Consider the following 17,169-nt stretch of genomic DNA (forward strand, 5'->3'; position numbering starts at 1 on the left):
TAAAAATCTCCTACTTTTTAATAATCATTTTCATTTATTTTTTTAAAACTATTTACAATGATTTTAATATAATTATCAATACTTTCTGTGTTTTTATAAAAAACCGAACCAATTATTAATGTTTCTAGATCAATTCTTTTGCAGATTGAATTTATAATAATTTTATCATTTATTTCAATATCAAATAATTTTGGATCAATAATTAATAAAAAATTATCATCAACATCAATTTTAAATTTTCCACTTTCCAAACGAACAGAAAAACCATTTAACGAAACATCAAGTAAAGTGCATTCACAAGTTCCTATATTCCCTTTTTTTTGGATAATAACAGGAATACTACTTTTATATCTCTCAAATTGACGTTTTTCATCATTATTATCAGATAAGCTCATAAAATCTCCAATAAGGAAAATTTATTTGTTCAAACTTTATTTTGAAATCATAATATCATTATCATACGAAAAAAAGGAGAGCAGTGTAAGCTCTCCTTTTTATTTTTATAACAAAATTTATTTGTTACCTTTGGAATTATTCTCCGTCTTTTAATTTTTCAACTTTGTTGAACTCTAACTCAACAGGTGTTGCACGACCAAAAACAGAAATAAGTAAACGAAGTTTCATTTTATCAGCTTTAACTTCATCAATATCACCAACAAAGTTTGTAAACGGACCTTCAATCACTTTTACTTTTTCACCCTTTTCAAAGGCTGTAAGTGGTTTAGAAGGTGCTGCTTTTGTTGCTTCTGCTGCACGATTGAAAATACGACTAATTTCTTCATCTGGCACTGGTTTAGGATCTTGATTTGCAGCTGAACCAATAAAAGAAGAGATTTTTGGAGTATCTTTTACACAACCAAATGTTGCTTTATGATTTGGATCCATTTGCACAAACAAATATCCAGGCATCATTTTTTGCTCTACCTTTTTCTTTTTTCCACCTTCATCAATTTTTTCAACCGTCATTGTTGGAATTAAAATTTGGCCAAAATGATCTGTCATTTTTAGCTTTTTAATGCGTTCTTCAAGAGTTGCTTTTGCCTTTTTTTCCATTCCGGATTGAGTTAAAACAGCATACCATTTGAATCTTTCATGTGTAAAAGAAGTTGGTTTTACTGAAGTTTCATGTTCACTTACTTTTGGATCTACCATAAAATTATGTTCCTTGATTTTGATAATAATTTTAAATTAAGCTGCTGTGCTCATAATTAGATTAATCACTTTTAAAAATACCATATCTGCAAAAAACAAAACGATGGAAGAAACAATTACAAGTGCAATAACTATGGCTGTTGTTTTTTGAGCTTCTTTAAATGTAGGCCATGCCACTCGAGATAGCTCATCTCCAACATCTACAATGAATTCTTTGAGTTTACTATGTATTATTAAACCAGCTGTAAGTGCTAAAGTAAGAACCGTAGCTATCACAATACTTACAATATGAAAGTTGCTATTTTGGATACTAAAAACGCTGGATACATCTTGAGGAAAATAATTTTTCCCTAAAAATCCCCACAAAGAATAAAATATATACCAAAAATAAGCGGCTATGATTCCATAAAAAAGAGCAGCATAACGATAAGCTATCTGAGAAACTTCATTCATTTGGTTTTTATCTCCTATTGGGCCTATGCCCAAACTTATGTCAAGCGCCCTATAAATGCTAAAGAGCTAACACGGTTCTATTAACATGGGCAAGGCAAAATAAACAAAATGCCCCCTTTCAATTAGGGGCAAATTAAATGAGATTCCTAGGAATAGAAGGAAAACTCAAGTGAGTCCATTGTCGATGGCTCGCATTCGTCTTTTTATGACTTGCCTCGCGAAAACTAAAAAGGGCTGGATGACTATAAGTATTTTCTCTCAAAATCTCAATGTTCTCATGAGGAATCCCAGAAAGAAAACATTCAAGAGCAGCTAATAGCTGCAAATCTGGAAATATTTTACAAGGAATATAAATAGATTGCTGATTTTTTATGAGAAGATCATTAATAACAAGCGAAAGCTCAGGATCCTGATTTAAATTTATTAATTTATTGTATAAATCCTGAAATTGGGACTGGTTAGAGTATTTCGAAAATAAATTATTTCCATGCTTTAAAAGAGCTTCATTTACCTCTTGCCCACATTCATAAGATACACCAAAAATAGCGGGAGCGATGTGTACTTTTAAACCAGTTAATAATTCAGAAGCACTTATGCCAAGCAATTTAGTTTCATTTTTAAGTTTTTCTATTGTATTTTGTAAGATACCAGAAGAATACCCTCGCCAACCTGCGTGACTAATAGCGCCAGCAAAGTACTCTTTATTTTCAAAACTAAAAACAACTGCAAGACAATCGGCTGTGCGTAATCCTAAATGTTGTTTGCCTTGAAAAATAGAAGAAAGATTTGAAAAAGGGGCAACAATAAATTGAGCATCTGCCTCGGGAGAGTTTTCAGACGCTCTTGCAATTATATTGCTATGAAATGCTTTCACCGTAAAAGATTTAGATAATTGTTCATTTAATGAATAAGTAACAGAACTTTTTAAACCATTTAATGGAATAGATTCTTTTTCTAATAAGGAAGAAAAAGGATCAAAATTTAAAGAAAATTTTTCCAAAGAAATACTTTGCAAAAAACTTTTAGGAATAAAAAATGGATATTCCGTTTCATTTAAATGAGACAATAACCTCATAAGAAAAACCTCTTATTTTGAAAGAGCATGAATCATAATTCCAGCAGCAACACTTACATTTAATGAATCTACTGTTCCTTGGCCGCCAGGTATTTGAACAACATAATCACAATTTTTTAACACTTCGTTACGCAGACCTTTTCCTTCGTTCCCCATAACAGCAACCCATGCTCTGTCTTTCGGAACTGTATTTAAAGCGACTGCATTTTCAGCCAAAGCAGCCCCTGCTATCCAAGCGCCGGCTTCTTTTAATTGCTGTAAAGTTCTATTAATATTTACGGCTGGAATCAAAGAAATAGAAAATGCTCCGCCTGCTGAAGTTTTTAATACCAATGAAGAAATATCTGCTTGTCTATCAGTACCGTAAACAACAAATTTTACACCAAAAAAAGCAGCACTACGAATAATAGCACCAAAATTACGTGGATCTTGAATTTGATCCAATACAATTCCAACACAACCATGCTCTGAATTTTCGTTCGCCGCTTTTACATGATTAATTGCTTCTACAATATTTTGAATAGGATACTCAGGAACTTTCAAACAAATACGTTGGTGATTTAATTCTTCGGATGCATCCGCTAAAGGCCATGTTTCTTCTGCGGAATCATGAGGAACAATTTTAATTCCTAAAAGTTTTGCAGATTCAACAGAAGGCTTTAATTGAGAAGGTGCTTTGTGAGATTTATCTACAATGATGTGAAGACCATATTTGGAACTATCAATATCTTTCGATTGTTGATGAAGATTTTCTAAGAATGCTTCAACCGTTCTGCGGCCCCAAATAAAGATTTCTTTTGGCATTCCCTTTTTTGCTCTAAGAGGGGAAGAAAAATCTTTTCTTTCCAATTTTTGCGGTCTTTCATTCATAACGCGATTGCGTTCTGGAGAAGAGGTATAATCTCTTTTTTCAGGACGTGGTGCTCTACTGTCGGTTGAAAATCTATCCGATCTTGGCGATCTTCTATCTGATGAATTTCTGTCAGGACGTGGTGCTCTGCTGTCTGTTGAAAATCTGTCCGATCTAGGAGCTCTGCTGTCAGATGAGTTTCTATCTGATCTAGGCGCTCTGCTGTCAGATGAGTTTCTTTCTGATCTAGGAGCTCTGCTATCGGATGAGTTTTTGTCTGATCTTGGCGCTCTGCTGTCGGATGAGTTTCTATCCGATCTTGAATTTCCCTTTTTATCAAACTTCCCTGTTTTTGAAGATGACTTTGACCTTGAAGGGGAGCCTTCTCTTTTTTTATAAACCATAATAATGTTTCTCTCTTCCTAATAAAAACGTGATATCAAGACACAGAAAATCTATGCCATACAAAACAACAAATTCAAAGCAAACTTTATATCTAGAATTTATGAAATTATTTAAAGTAAATGAAACAAAAATAACTCATTTTTTAAGGATTACTCTACCGATTTCATTCTATGTTTTCCTTGATTTTATGACGGAAAGTTATCTTAAAATTTTTTATTTATCTGAATACAAAAACAGGACATTTATAAGATTTAAATTATTATTCAATAATTATAGGGGTTAACATTTTTTATACTTTCTACTTGCGCTATCTTTAGGCTTATGCTAGCTACAGGGTTCCTGTGATTTGAGAGGATTTTAAACATGAGTAAAAGAACATTTCAACCTAGTAATAAAGTTCGTAAACGCAAGCATGGATTTCGTGCACGCATGGCAACTAAAAATGGCCGCAACGTTATCAAACGTCGCCGTACAAAAGGCCGTACTAAATTAGCTGCTACAGTTTACGTTAAGTAACCAACTGTAATTATAACGAAAAGGCGCATTCTATGCGCCTTTTTTTTTGTAAAAGCCCAAAAATGCAACCATTTAAAAATATGTATAAATATATTCTGGCATTTGGCTCAAATGTTGGAGATAGACAAAAAAACCTACACAAGTCCTTAATATTGCTAAATAAACACATAATGATTACAAAACAATCGACCTGGAAAGAAACAAAACCCCTTTCTCATCCAGAATACGACACAAGCGATCACGAAAATTACGTTAATTTTATCTGCGAAGCTGAAACTCATTATAATCCATTAGAACTATATTGTATTATATCAGAAATAGAAGATGCCATCGGACACCCTAGAGAACGACGCTGGATGCCAAGATCTTTAGATATAGATATTCTATTATGTGCTGAATTTGAAAATAAACCCTTTTCTGAATGCAAGCCTTATCATTACTCAGAAGAACCAAATTTTTTTGTGCCTCACAGAGACTATTTTAATAGATCATTTTGGAGAGACATGGTTGAAGATGAGTTTAAAATTCCGAAAGAACAAATCTTGAAACACTTTAAATTTTATTAATAACAAATACTTCTTAAATTACTTTTCAATTTTTTAATTTCAGATATGTTCATTCTTTGTTATTTTGTTGAGGGAAAAGCTACTATCCCTAAAAAACGGAAAAGGTATGCTATGAGTTTTTTACAGTCAGATAATCGAAAAAAAGTTATATTTCTAGGAACTCCTCAAGTTGCTGCACTGGCATTAAAAATCATTTTACAATACGAACACTTTTTAAAAGTTATTTTGGTTGTAAGCCAACCACCTGCACGTTCAAGTAGAAATGGAAGCGAAACTCCTTCCCCTGTGCACACACTCGCACTTGAAAGAGGAATTCCCGTTTTTACACCTCAATCAGCAAAAAACCCTGAATTTTTATCTGACTTAAAAGAACTAAAGCCTGACTTATGCATTACAGCAGCTTATGGAAATTATTTACCAAAAGAATTTTTAGACATTCCCATTTTTGGAACTTTAAATATTCATCCAAGTCTTTTACCACTCTATAGAGGAGCCGCACCTGTTCAACGCTGTATCGAAAATGGTGATGAAAAAACAGGTGTGTCTATTCTTTTCTCAGTTGCCGCTATGGACGCTGGTCCTATTTTAGCCCAAGAAGAATTTTCTTTAAATGATCAAATAAAATCGCCTGAATTATTAGAAAATTTATTTGAAAAAGGAGCTAAATTACTAGTAAAAGCTCTTCCAAATTATTTTGCAGGACTAAGCAAACCTATTGAACAAGATCATACGCAAGCCACAAAAGCAGATAAAATTAAACCTGAAGAAAGCTATTTAGATTTTTCTAAACCTGCTTCTACACTTCATAATAAGGTTAGAGCTTTTTCAGGTTGGCCAGGAACAAAATCAATCTTTTTATTAAATAATGATAAAATAGAAATTAAAATAATTACAACAAAAGTGTCACAAAATAATCTTGGTTTAAAAATTGGTGATTTGTTATTTACACAAAATACATTAAGTGTATGCTGTGGGGATGATCAACTACTTGATATACTGGAATTGCAACTACCTGGCAAAAAAGCAGTGTCAGCAAAAGATTTTCAAAATGGAGTAAAAGGGAAGCTATTTAAGCTAAATAGCTAAAATCAAAGAAGTCTCTTCATTTGAAGTATTTGTTTTTTGGTGTATGAGAAACGTTAGAGGTTTTAGTTTCTCAGAGGAATAGCGGCGATTTAGCTTGCGAGTAAGTGCTAAATTGACTATTTCGAAAAATCAAAAGGAAAAGAGCAATGGATAGCAAATTGAGTTCCTTAATTAGCAATTTAAAAAATATCAACTCTGAAAAAATTGTTGATACTTTGAAAAAAAATCAAGAAAATCTGAATCCAAAAGCAATGATCGGACTTGCTAAAAAAGCAGTAGATCAAGCTCGTTCTTTCTCTAAAGAAGAAATTCAATTTCTTCTTGGAAAAGTTAATGATGTTGGACATAAAACTAGCACTGAAATTGAAAAAAGCATCTCTAAATTAGTAAACAAACTTCTAGAAGGACAACCTGCAGAAGTTGCAACAAATGAAGTTCGTAACGAAATTATAAGTATACTTGTTGAACATAATAGCGGAAAAAATTTACTACCTATTGTTAAATATGTAAACTCAGTTGTTGTTAGCAATGCCCCAACAAATATAGAATCGTTTAAAAACTTTAGAAAAAATATTGCACAAACATTAATTTCAGACGCAAAAAAAAGAATATCTGATAGAAATATTATAGATGCTCAAGTTGTATCTGAACATCCTGAAAAAAAACATAATAAAAAAGATCGCCACAAAGCGCGTGAGACAAATTAATTTAATAGGTGATTATGGAAGATTCAAAAACAAATTCTCTTCAAAATTCGGATGAATCAAATATTTCCAATAAGTCTGCGTTTGATTTATTAAAATCTAAGGTTGAAGCCATTTTATTTGTAGCTGATACACCTTTAGAAGCCGGAGATATTCGAAACTGGATTGGTGAAGTATCTCTTTCTGATATTCGAATGGCTATAAGAGCATTGGCATTTGAATATGAAGACAGGGCATTTGAAATTTTTGAAAATGGAAATAAATACCAAATCAGAACACGTATCGAACATATTGGTTTAATTAAAAAACAATATGCTGGTAAAGCACGTTCTTTAAGTAAAAATGCTTTAGAAACTTTAGCAATTATTGCATATAGACAGCCTATTACTCGTGCACAAATAAATGCACTTAGACAAGTAGATAGTTCATCTATTGTTCAAACGTTAAAAGAAAAAGAACTCATTTATGCTTCTGGAACAAGAAAAGAAGTTGGTAATCCACTAGAATATAAAACCTCTCAAAAGTTTTTAGAAGTTTTCGGACTTTCAAGTTTAAGTGAATTACCAAGCTTAAGATCATTACAAATGAATATAGATGATCAGAAAAAAGCAGTGCTTGCCCTAAACTCTATTGAAGAGCAACAAGAAGACAATACTAGTGCTTCTGATATTGGATATTCATCACAAGAAGAGTCATAAAAAAAGACATAAATTAAATTCTCGTCTTAACAGAAGTAAAATCTGCTGGTATTATTTCTTGCACGAACATCTCTCGTATTTAATTGAGTTTGATGTGATATGGATTTTGGAGGTAATTTATGAGTTTTTTTAATAGTTTAGGGCGTTTTTTCTCCAGTGTATTTGGTCTTGCTGAAGGAAAAACCCAACGTATGACAGATAAAATGGTAACATCAAATGCAGACGCCATTCGCTCTCAATTCCGAAAAACAAAAGAAGATTGGAGCAAAGATTATCAAGAAATGCGTGAAGCCGTTGCAGAACTTATTCGAATTCGCGAAATGAAATCAGATGAAGTTAAAAAAATTTCAAAAGAAAGCGAAGAACTTCAACAAAAAATGGCCGGAGCTATTGAACTTTACAAAAAAAATCCGGATGAAAGATACAAGTCAGCTTATGCACAACTTGCAGATAAATCCGAAAAAAATGAGCAAAGAGTAAAAGAACTTGAGGCTGAAATAGATGAACAGCAACAAGCAATCGAACGTTACAAGGTTAGATTACTTGAATTACAAACTCAAATTGACTCTTTAAATAAAGAAGAAGCAGAAACTGTTGCCGATATTATTAGTTCCCAAAAAATAAAAGAATTAAACGATCGTCTTTCAGGATTATCAGTTGACTCTTCTTCTAAAAATCTTGAAGCAATTCGCAATGCAAGACAAAAATCAAAAGCTGTTGCTAAACTTTCAACAGAATTAACTGGTGCAGAAAAAACAGATCTTGATAAAGAATTACAAATGGCTGGATCAAGATCCAAACATTTATCTGCATTTGACAATGCAATATCTGATAATAAAGTAGCAATAAAAAATGATCCTTTTGCCTCATTACCAAAAGCAAATTCAAACTCAAATTTATCTAATAAAGACACTGTAGATGCTGAATTAGCAAATTTAAAATCAGGAATAAATTAATGATAAAACTTGTTGATGGCGAAGAATTTTCTATCATAGCAAAAAATAATATTTGCTTTGTTACGTTAAATAGCGCAACAACAAAAAATGCAATAAGTTTAAGAATGTCTTCAATTATGCAAAGTATTACTATTGAAGAAAATGGGAATCCTAGCCTTTTTGAGAAATTTATAAACGAGCAAAACTGTCTTTTAATTGTCGTCAAATCGGATGTAGAGGGTATTTTTTCAAGCGGAGGGAATCTTTCTGAATTAGAAAAAAATGAACCTGAAGCTTGTAAATACTATTCCTCATCTATCAAAGCATTTTGTAAACTCCTTCATTCAACAAATGCCCCTTCTGTTACGTTACTTTCAGGTCCTTCTTTTGGAGGAGGAGTCGAATTCGCCCTTGCGACAGATTACCGATGGGGTATAGGAAAATCTTATGATTTTCATTTTACTCAAACAAAATTTGGAATACCTACTGGCTGGGGCGGAATGTTACGTTTAACCGAACTTTGTCCTCAGCTAAGTCCTCGCAAGGTTTCTTCTATAATTTTAGGTAAATTAAAATTTGATAATTCACAATTATTAAATTTAGGTTTAGTAGATAAAGAATTTAACACTAAAAAAGCTTGTCAAACTGCATTAGATGAATGGGTTCATCATATTTTAGACTGCCCAAAATATCTAATTGAAGAGTTAATGAATAGAAAAAATATTGAAAATCTAACCGATCTAGAAGAATATGACACCCATATTTTTAATAAATATTTTCTAAAAGATGAGCACAAAATAAGAATTCATAAATTTTTATCGAGTAAAAAGAAAAAATGATTCAATTTAAAAAAATCTTTATAGTATTATTTTTATCTCTATTTTTCATGAGCTGTGGTTATAAAGCAGCTCCAGAGCCCTTTTTTGCGACCTCTCCCAGTTATATAGATCAAGAAGTATCTAGAAGAAAAGCGGAAAAAAAATTGACCTCTGAAAATAAAGAAAAAAAGACAGATAAAAAAGAAGATAATAAATAGAAATTTATTTTTTATTTGGTGACACGTAAATTTATAACAATAGATTAAATCTTTTTCCAAGATCTAAACGTCAAATAAACTAAAACAAAAAATGGGATTATTAGACTCAAAAAATCAAAATATTTACTTAACAAACATGTTACTATAACTCCACTCCAAAAATGAGCTTGTACAAATAAATGATGTTTTAAAACATTTTTTTTGGATTTAAATTGTTTTGGATTTATTATTGTTTGAGCTAATTCTGACAAAAGAGATACATAATTTCCTGTCATTGCTGCTGTTGAAATTGCTATAGGATGACCACTTTTAATATTGTAATTTTGAATATAGCTTGAAAACGAAGCAATAGAAACAACAATTAATGCCCATATATTAGCTTCTTTTAAATGTCCTAACTTATACAAAATATGAGCACTTACCATAAATAAAAAATAAAAAATGCACTTTGTAAAAAATGCATGAAAAAGTTCTTTTTGAGGTTGAAGATGCTTTGATTTTGAATATATTTGTTTATAGATTTGATGAGATAGGACAAAAAAAACGAAAACAATAACAATTAATAAATGATAAAGAGATGCAAAACTTACTGCATTTTGAGCAAATCCAACAACTCCATACAATGTATTTACTGTCATAAATCCTACTAAGGAATGAAACAATAAAATAAAACTGATGCAATCAGTACAACCGCCAACAAAACAAAGTAAATATGAAATTTCAGAAGGGAAATCTCCAAAATATAAAAATCTTTTTTTCTCCATATATCATTTTCCAAAAATTATTAAATTTTAAATATTTTCATAAAAAATTATAATTTTTTTATGATTGATATTCTAAAAAAGAATCAAAGAAATTGAAAGCGATTTTTAAATAAGAAAAATTCAAAGGTATTCCTAAAAAAACTTTGAATTTAATTATAAGTAGATATGGAATTATTTTACAGTAGTTTTATCAGAAGATTCAGATTTTGCTGACTTTAGCTGAGCTTTTTTTACTAAAGCTGTTAATCTTTGGTTTGAAAGATTATATTCTATGTTAATATGATCTGGTGAACAAGTATTGTTATCTAATGTAATGAGATCAGCATTTACTCTTCGTAATATAAAGGAACATTTATCTGTTGCTCCTGTTAAAGGATCCTTATTAGATTCATCTTTTGCTGTTAGCTCATACGATTTAAATTTATTAATTTCAGCGGGAGATCCAAAATTAACAACTCCAGAATTTTTTCCCGCATCAAGACTGCCATGCATATAACCGCCATTATCTTTATTTTGAATTTTATAGTATACTGAATTTGGATAATCTAGATTTTTTACTTGGAAAGTATCATTTCCTAAAGCCATAGCTGAAGTAATAGAAAGTAACGAACTAACAGCTAAAATATATTTAAGATTCATAAGATAACTTCTCCTTAAGAGATAAAAAAACAAAAATATTCAACACACTTTTAAGAAAAAAAAATGAAGCTTAATTCTCATAATATATTATGAATAAATAATCAAGTTAACAATTTTTTTGATTTTTATTGAGTTTTTTTAAATAAATATTTAATTTTTTTATTCAAATTGATAAAAAGATTATGATTCTATTTAGAACAGATCTTAACTAAAATTTTAAAAGGGTTAAATATGAATTATTTTACAAAAGAAACATTTACTTTTTTATCTGCATTAAAGAGAAATAATAATAAAGAATGGTTCCACTTGAATAAAGATAAATTTGAAGAATACGTTAGAAATCCATTTTTAAAATTTATTGTCGACTATGAACCCTATTTAAATAAAATAGCACCGCAGCATGAAGCCATTGCAAAAAAATCTGGAGGATCATTATTCCGAATTAATAAAGATATTCGATTTGGAAATAGGGATGAACCCTATAAAACATGGATTTCTGCACAATTTCGCCATAATAAGGGAAAAGATTATACTTCCCCAGGATTTTATTTACATATAGAACCGAATCAATGTTTTTTTGGTGCAGGAATTTGGCATCCAGATACATTAACATGTGGGAAAATCAGAAAATCTATTTTTGATAATCAAGATGATTGGTTAAAAATAAAAAATAAAAAATCATTTAAAGAAAATTTTGAGATGAAAGGAAATTCTTTAAAAAAATTACCAAAAGAATTTTTAGATTGTTCAGAAGTTGAAATTGATTTAATTCGAAAAGACTTTGTAATTGATCATTTATTAACTAAAGAAGAAATTATGAGTCCGGATCTATTAAAAAAAATTATTAAATTAACAGAACTTTCGTCTGATTTTGTATCTTTTTTAACAAATTCAGTAGGACTAAAATTTAAATAAAAAAATAGGCGTATAAAATTATTATATTTAACGCCTATACATTATTTTATTAATCCTTAAATAATCTGATAGAATCAACAACACTTCCATGATTGTCAACTTTTTGTAAACGAATAAATCCATTAGCTTGATCTACTGTACTATGCAAAACTCTAAATTCACTATTTACTAAACTATATACTAAAGTTGTTCTTGGCGCACGAATTTTAAGAACCTCTAAAAAACCTTCAATAGGGAAAAATGCCATTCTAGTACAAAAAGAAAGATTTCCTAATTGATCAAAACCACATGTGTTTTTATCTTCCACTAATTGAACTTCTTCACTTGAAATTACATTTAATTTATACATACCTTTACCAGGTAAGTAGTCGCTAGACCAAGAGGAATTAACTGGTAAGTTATGAGCAAAAGCTGAAGTTGAAAGTAACATTAAAGAAGAAAAAATAATTTTTTTCTTCTTTATTCCCTTATAATAATATATGTTTTTTGGCCGTTTCTACTCTATTAATTTATAAATTTTAATTTGTCAATTATTTAATTTATAATTATAAGTATTTTTTATTTAAAACAATTGTAACTCATGAAATATTAATTTTATTATAATACGTATATTTAATATTTTTTAAAAATTTCTTGACGATTTGAAATTTTAATGAAAAAAATTTAAATAGAGGATATTAAAAAAATTTAATCTTCCTCTATAACATTACTTCAATATTATAATTTTAGAATAAGAGGTTTGAATTGCTATCCTTTTTTTTATCTTTAAGCCCACTATTAATTTGTATTTTAATTATTTTTTATTTTAAAAAAAGCGCATTTTTTTCAGCTTTAATAGGTATAATTTATTCATTTTTATTAATAATTTCATATTCAAAATTCAATATAAATCAAGAAATTATAACAAATGCTTTTGCGATAAGCATTATTATCACTCTTACAGTTGCATTTGTAATTATTCCGGGTCTTTATTTTAATGAAATATTGAATAAACAAGGCATTTTAAAAAATCTTGTATTATCTATAAATAACTTTCCGCTTGATAATGAAAAAAAATCACTAATTTTAATTTTAGGTATCCTTCCTGCACTAGAATCTTTTACTGGCTTTGGAATATCTTTACTCCTAGGAATTCCAATATTTTTTAAATTATTTTCTCCAATGCAAGCCTTCCAATTATCAATGCTAAGCTTAAACACAATTCCATGGGGGACTCTTGGTATTTCTACAATTATTGGTTCTAAATTAACAGGCTATTCCACTCATGATCTTGGAAAAATGAGCTCTCTCGTTAGCTTTTTAATTTTTCCATTAATTGGAATTATAATTTTGTATGTTATAGGAAAATTTGAATTAATAAAACGTAAATGGTTTTTAGGCATTGGCCAGGGATTACTTTTTGCAGCATTACTTTTTAGCTTTAATTTCATTGGACTTACCGAAATTGCAGGAATTTTGACTGGCATTGTAACAAGTTTAATTATGTTGATATTGTTTTATTTATCTGAAAAAAATAAAACCGATTTTATTTTTAAAATAAAAGGGATGTCAAAACTTATTTTTCCATATATTTTATTATTAATTGTAATTATTATTTTTAGAATTCCATTTTTATACAATTATTTTGAAAATATTATAAAATTTCAATATCAAAATATTTCTTTTAATCCATTCATCAGCCCTGGTTTTAGCTTATTTATATCAAGTTTAATTTTATATTTTATAAATCCTATCTCAATTGATAATAAAATGATTTTTGTTAAAACAAAAATAGCTATTTCAAGTTTATTTATGTTTATTTTATTAGCACGTATTATGTATGAATCAAATATGGTTTCAGAAATTTCAAAAACTTTACAAAATTGGGATGCTGGAATTTTTAAAATAATAACTTTACCTCTATTTGGAATGATCAGCGGTTTTATTACTGGATCAAATGTAGGAGGTAATGTTCTTATTATGAATGTACAACAAAAAATTGGAGAATCATTAGGAAATGGATTACTTTTTTCAGCAGTTCAAAATAGTAGTGCTGGACATATTATCTTTACATCACTTCCAATTATAATATTAATTATGACTATAGCTAATAGTTCTTTTAATAATAAAAATGAAATCATTATCAAAGAAAAAGACCTCCTTTATTTTGGATTAAAAATAGCATTATTTATTTACTGTTCTATTTTAATTACAACCATTTTACTATATTATTTTATTTAAATTTATTAGTTAATAGAATATAGTATCAGTGATTATTTTATGGCATAAGAAAGAATTAGAAAGTTTAAAGGCATTTTGTTATTTTAAAGGAGCTTTTTATGCCTAACAATACATCAATTTGGCCAAAATCAAGAATTTTAAATTTGTTTCATATTGAAAACCCAATAATACAAGCAGGGATGGTTTGGGTAAGTGGTGGCAAATTAGCTGCTGCAAGTGCAAATGCAGGGTGCTTAGGTATTATTGGAGCTGGAAGCATGAATCCAGATCTTCTGAGGCATCATATTCAAAAAGCAAAAACCCTAACAACAAAACCTTTTGGGGTAAATATTCCGTTACTTTATGATAAAACAAAAGATCAAATTGAAGTTGCCTTAAATGAAGGGGTTAAAATTTTTTTTACAAGTGCAGGCTCTCCAAAAACATGGACATCTTTTTTAAAAAAAGAAGGATGTACTGTTGTACACGTTGTTAGCACACCTGAATTTGCAAAAAAATGTGAAGATGCGGGAGTCGATGCCGTTGTTGCAGAAGGGTTTGAAGCGGGTGGTCACAATGGGCGAGATGAAATAACCACACTCGTGCTTTTACAACAAATAAAGGGGCTTATTTCAATTCCAGTGATTGCTGCTGGGGGAATTGGCACAGGAAGCTCTATTCTCGCTTGTTTGGCATTAGGCGCTGAAGGAGTTCAAATAGGCACTGCTTTTGCAGCTACAATAGAAAGCTCAGCACATGAAAATTTTAAAAATGCCATGTGCCATGCACGCTTTAATTCAACCTTTTTAAGAATGAAAAAATACGTACCTGTTCGTTTACTTGAAAATGAATTTTCAAAAAAAATTGCCTCAGCAGAAGATAGATGTGCTGATAAAAATGAATTAATTGAAATTCTAGGAAAGGGCCGTGCAAAAGAAGGAATGTTAAATGGAAATATTGAAGAAGGTGAACTTGAAGTTGGTCAAATTGTTTCAGAAATAAAAGAAATTTTATCTTGTTCTAAATTAGTAAATAAGTTAACACAAGAATATTTAGAAACCAAAAAAATATTTTTTTGAATTTATACATTCATAATTTTAAATATAAAATATAAAAATTACTTACATATACACATTAAATACAAAATAAATTGGTGAAAAATTTACTAAAGAGAATTTTTTTTGACACGATGAAGTTAAAGTAATTTTGACAGTGTCAAAAAAAAGTCTTTCTGCAAATTTAATTTTTTGTGAATTGCAGAGCTGAAGTTAAAGGTTTAGGAGGCTAACTGTTATGGGATTTCGTATAGCTACTAACGTGCAATCTTTAAATGCACAACGTAACTTAACAATAAGCAACGATATGAATAATCTTTCCATGGAAAAATTATCATCAGGCTTCCGTATAAATAAGGCTTCTGATGACGCGGCTGGTTTAGCAATTAGTGATAAATTAAGAGCAGATTATCGTGGTTTAGTAATGGCAAGAAGAAATGCAAATGATGGTATTTCATTAATCCAAACAGCCGAAGGTGGATTAAATGAAATTGGAAATATATTATCTCGTCTTCGTGAGCTTTCTATTCAAGGAGCAAGTGATACAATTGGTAATACAGAAAGAGGATTTCTTAATAAAGAATTTGGCCAATTAAAAGACGAAATCAATCGTATATCAAAAACAACTGAATTTAACGGAACGTTACTATTAGTTGGTGATCAAGATGATATTGACGAAGAAATAAAAAAACGCTCAAATACATTTCCATTAGAAATCCAAGTTGGTAAAAATTACTTTGAATCCGCAGATAGCAAAGACAATCCAAACCCAACCAACATCATACGTATCGACTTTAGCAATGTGAATGCAACAGTAAATGAAGATGGATTAAACCTTGGTACATCTGAAGATGATGAAATGTCCAGTGTTGCCACAAAAGAAATGTCTCAAAAATCAATTAATGTTCTTGATGAAGCGATTACAAAAGTTTCTTCATACCGCTCCTCAATGGGTGCGATCCAAAGTCGTCTTAATTCAACTATCAATCAATTAAGTATCCAAGCTGAAAACAATGCTGCAACAAATAGCCGTATTCGTGATACCGACTTTGCAGAAGAAACAGCTAAGCTTGCACAAACAAATATCTTAAAACAATCTGGTGTTTCAGTGCTTGCTCAATCAAATCAAATTCCATCTCTAGCGTTACGTCTATTAGGGTAACACTTAATATTTTGGGGATATATATTTATTTTATCCCCAAAATAAAACATAGAATGGCAATTTATTATAAGCAAAAAATAAAGATATCTTAGGAAGCCCTAACACAGCAATTAAATCTTTTGGCTCACCTTGATGAATTTCAGGAATCCCAATATCAAAACTATATCCTTCATTTTTTAGTGCTAATTTTGATTTTCCACATATCTGATTACATATCTCGCTTGTTACGTCTTTTATATCTGCATCAGAAACTTTTCCATCTTCAGGCAACATAAATACAGCTCGTGTTATTGCTTGTGCTGATAGTAATTCCATACAAAAAGCCATAGTTCCCTTGCCACTATCTCTAGCCAATTGCATTCTGCCTGCAACAACAATTTGTAAATGTACATCTTCTCCAACAACAGGCTTTAAAAAAGAAGGTTCTGTTCTTGTATTTGTTTTGACGATTTCTTTTGTTGATTTAATAAAAGCATTCAAAACTTTGACATCAAAAATAGCCGCTTCTGTGGCTAAAAAATCTTTTAAACTTTTTGGAGGCCCCCCAGCTGCTTTTCCTGAAGAAACACGAGTTGTTCCAGAAGAATTTGATTGATATGAATTGGATGAATAAGAGCCGCCTTTTGCACCACCCCCACCTGAGCCAATAATTTTTGTTAAGTTATCAATTTTTGTATCTATTTGTTTTATTTCAGCATGAGATTCAAGAACATGTTCCTTTAATTTTGCTATGTCTTTTTTAAGCTCTTTCTGTTCACCCAATACGTTTTTTTGAGTTTCAATGAGTTCCATTATTTTATCAATAATATCCTCATAATAACGGTCTAACTTTTTTTCTAATGGGTTTTGAGCCGACATCCTTCTTTCATACCTCTCGTCCTAACAGAGAGTGGTAGCAATTAACTGACATATAAGTGTATCGAATAGCTATGCTAAAATCTGAAGGAGTGTTAAGGGGG

The 17,169-nt window shown here is 30.2% G+C and carries 21 protein-coding genes; 12 read left to right on the plus strand and 9 right to left on the minus strand.

Annotation, left to right across the window (positions count from 1 at the left end; all coding sequences use genetic code 11):
• Positions 1-17: 17 nt before the first annotated feature.
• The 5 genes from GCL60_RS07265 to rlmB form a co-directional block, all read right to left on the minus strand.
• Entirely contained in the window at positions 18-395 is a 378-nt protein-coding gene (locus GCL60_RS07265) for a PilZ domain-containing protein (protein WP_153419705.1), read from the minus strand.
• Positions 396-531: 136 nt separating this feature from the next.
• Entirely contained in the window at positions 532-1,152 is a 621-nt protein-coding gene (nusG, locus tag GCL60_RS07270) for a transcription termination/antitermination protein NusG (protein ID WP_153419707.1), read from the minus strand.
• 36 nt (positions 1,153-1,188) lie between these two features.
• Positions 1,189-1,605 carry a preprotein translocase subunit SecE gene (gene secE, locus GCL60_RS07275; protein WP_153419710.1) on the minus strand — a complete coding sequence of 139 codons (417 nt, stop codon included), beginning with the start codon at positions 1,603-1,605 and terminating at the stop codon, positions 1,189-1,191.
• Positions 1,606-1,738: 133 nt separating this feature from the next.
• Positions 1,739-2,680, minus strand: coding sequence for a laccase domain-containing protein (locus GCL60_RS07280; RefSeq protein ID WP_153419712.1), 942 nt, complete (start codon positions 2,678-2,680; stop codon positions 1,739-1,741).
• Between the two features lie 12 nt (positions 2,681-2,692).
• Positions 2,693-3,934 (minus strand): 23S rRNA (guanosine(2251)-2'-O)-methyltransferase RlmB, encoded by a 1,242-nt coding sequence (rlmB, locus tag GCL60_RS07285; protein WP_153419714.1) that lies wholly within the window; start codon positions 3,932-3,934, stop codon positions 2,693-2,695.
• 364 nt (positions 3,935-4,298) lie between these two features.
• On the opposite strand from rlmB, the gene rpmH reads away from it, so the two are divergent.
• The 8 genes from rpmH (at position 4,299) to GCL60_RS07325 (ending at position 9,476) form a co-directional block, all read left to right on the plus strand.
• Positions 4,299-4,451: a 50S ribosomal protein L34 gene (rpmH, locus tag GCL60_RS07290; RefSeq protein ID WP_153419716.1), complete on the plus strand. Its 153-nt coding sequence runs from the start codon at positions 4,299-4,301 to the stop codon at positions 4,449-4,451.
• Positions 4,452-4,483: 32 nt separating this feature from the next.
• Positions 4,484-5,017, plus strand: coding sequence for a 2-amino-4-hydroxy-6-hydroxymethyldihydropteridine diphosphokinase (gene folK, locus GCL60_RS07295; RefSeq protein ID WP_153419718.1), 534 nt, complete (start codon positions 4,484-4,486; stop codon positions 5,015-5,017).
• Positions 5,018-5,128: 111 nt separating this feature from the next.
• Entirely contained in the window at positions 5,129-6,103 is a 975-nt protein-coding gene (gene fmt, locus GCL60_RS07300) for a methionyl-tRNA formyltransferase (RefSeq protein ID WP_161998118.1), read from the plus strand.
• Between the two features lie 146 nt (positions 6,104-6,249).
• Positions 6,250-6,810, plus strand: a complete 561-nt coding sequence (locus GCL60_RS07305) for a hypothetical protein (protein WP_153419722.1) — start codon at positions 6,250-6,252, stop codon at positions 6,808-6,810.
• A gap of 14 nt (positions 6,811-6,824) precedes the next feature.
• Positions 6,825-7,505, plus strand: a complete 681-nt coding sequence (scpB, locus tag GCL60_RS07310) for an SMC-Scp complex subunit ScpB (RefSeq protein ID WP_153419724.1) — start codon at positions 6,825-6,827, stop codon at positions 7,503-7,505.
• Positions 7,506-7,624: 119 nt separating this feature from the next.
• Positions 7,625-8,461, plus strand: a complete 837-nt coding sequence (locus GCL60_RS07315) for a hypothetical protein (RefSeq protein WP_153419726.1) — start codon at positions 7,625-7,627, stop codon at positions 8,459-8,461.
• Positions 8,461-9,279 (plus strand): enoyl-CoA hydratase/isomerase family protein, encoded by an 819-nt coding sequence (locus tag GCL60_RS07320; protein ID WP_153419728.1) that lies wholly within the window; start codon positions 8,461-8,463, stop codon positions 9,277-9,279. Before GCL60_RS07315 ends, GCL60_RS07320 begins: the two co-directional genes overlap by 1 nt.
• A complete protein-coding gene (locus GCL60_RS07325) occupies positions 9,276-9,476 on the plus strand; it encodes a hypothetical protein (RefSeq protein ID WP_153419730.1) in 201 nt (66 codons plus the stop codon). The genes GCL60_RS07320 and GCL60_RS07325 overlap by 4 nt, the downstream gene beginning before the upstream one ends.
• Before the next feature lie 44 nt (positions 9,477-9,520).
• On the opposite strand, the gene GCL60_RS07330 is transcribed toward GCL60_RS07325, so the two are convergent.
• Both GCL60_RS07330 and GCL60_RS07335 read right to left on the minus strand, forming a co-directional pair.
• Positions 9,521-10,240, minus strand: coding sequence for a DUF1275 family protein (locus GCL60_RS07330; RefSeq protein WP_153419732.1), 720 nt, complete (start codon positions 10,238-10,240; stop codon positions 9,521-9,523).
• Between the two features lie 171 nt (positions 10,241-10,411).
• Positions 10,412-10,879: a hypothetical protein gene (locus tag GCL60_RS07335; protein WP_153419734.1), complete on the minus strand. Its 468-nt coding sequence runs from the start codon at positions 10,877-10,879 to the stop codon at positions 10,412-10,414.
• A 231-nt stretch (positions 10,880-11,110) separates the two neighbouring features.
• On the opposite strand from GCL60_RS07335, the gene GCL60_RS07340 reads away from it, so the two are divergent.
• A complete protein-coding gene (locus GCL60_RS07340; RefSeq protein ID WP_153419736.1) occupies positions 11,111-11,794 on the plus strand; it encodes a DUF2461 domain-containing protein in 684 nt (227 codons plus the stop codon).
• Between the two features lie 49 nt (positions 11,795-11,843).
• On the opposite strand, the gene GCL60_RS07345 is transcribed toward GCL60_RS07340, so the two are convergent.
• Entirely contained in the window at positions 11,844-12,143 is a 300-nt protein-coding gene (locus GCL60_RS07345) for a hypothetical protein (protein WP_153419738.1), read from the minus strand.
• Between the two features lie 395 nt (positions 12,144-12,538).
• Here GCL60_RS07345 and GCL60_RS07350 point away from each other — a divergent pair, with 395 nt between their 5' ends.
• The 3 genes from GCL60_RS07350 (at position 12,539) to GCL60_RS07360 (ending at position 16,210) form a co-directional block, all read left to right on the plus strand.
• The gene (locus GCL60_RS07350) at positions 12,539-14,014 is read left to right on the plus strand and encodes an L-lactate permease (RefSeq protein ID WP_153419740.1); all 1,476 of its coding nucleotides are present in this window, start codon (positions 12,539-12,541) and stop codon (positions 14,012-14,014) included.
• 98 nt (positions 14,015-14,112) lie between these two features.
• The gene (locus GCL60_RS07355) at positions 14,113-15,072 is read left to right on the plus strand and encodes an NAD(P)H-dependent flavin oxidoreductase (protein WP_153419742.1); all 960 of its coding nucleotides are present in this window, start codon (positions 14,113-14,115) and stop codon (positions 15,070-15,072) included.
• Between the two features lie 214 nt (positions 15,073-15,286).
• Positions 15,287-16,210 (plus strand): flagellin N-terminal helical domain-containing protein, encoded by a 924-nt coding sequence (locus GCL60_RS07360; RefSeq protein ID WP_153419744.1) that lies wholly within the window; start codon positions 15,287-15,289, stop codon positions 16,208-16,210.
• Positions 16,211-16,240: 30 nt separating this feature from the next.
• On the opposite strand, the gene GCL60_RS07365 is transcribed toward GCL60_RS07360, so the two are convergent.
• Positions 16,241-17,068: a chemotaxis protein CheX gene (locus tag GCL60_RS07365; protein WP_153419746.1), complete on the minus strand. Its 828-nt coding sequence runs from the start codon at positions 17,066-17,068 to the stop codon at positions 16,241-16,243.
• Positions 17,069-17,169: the final 101 nt, after the last annotated feature.

It is taken from the genome of Silvanigrella paludirubra (genome assembly GCF_009208775.1).
Lineage (GTDB): Bacteria > Bdellovibrionota_B > Oligoflexia > Silvanigrellales > Silvanigrellaceae > Silvanigrella > Silvanigrella paludirubra.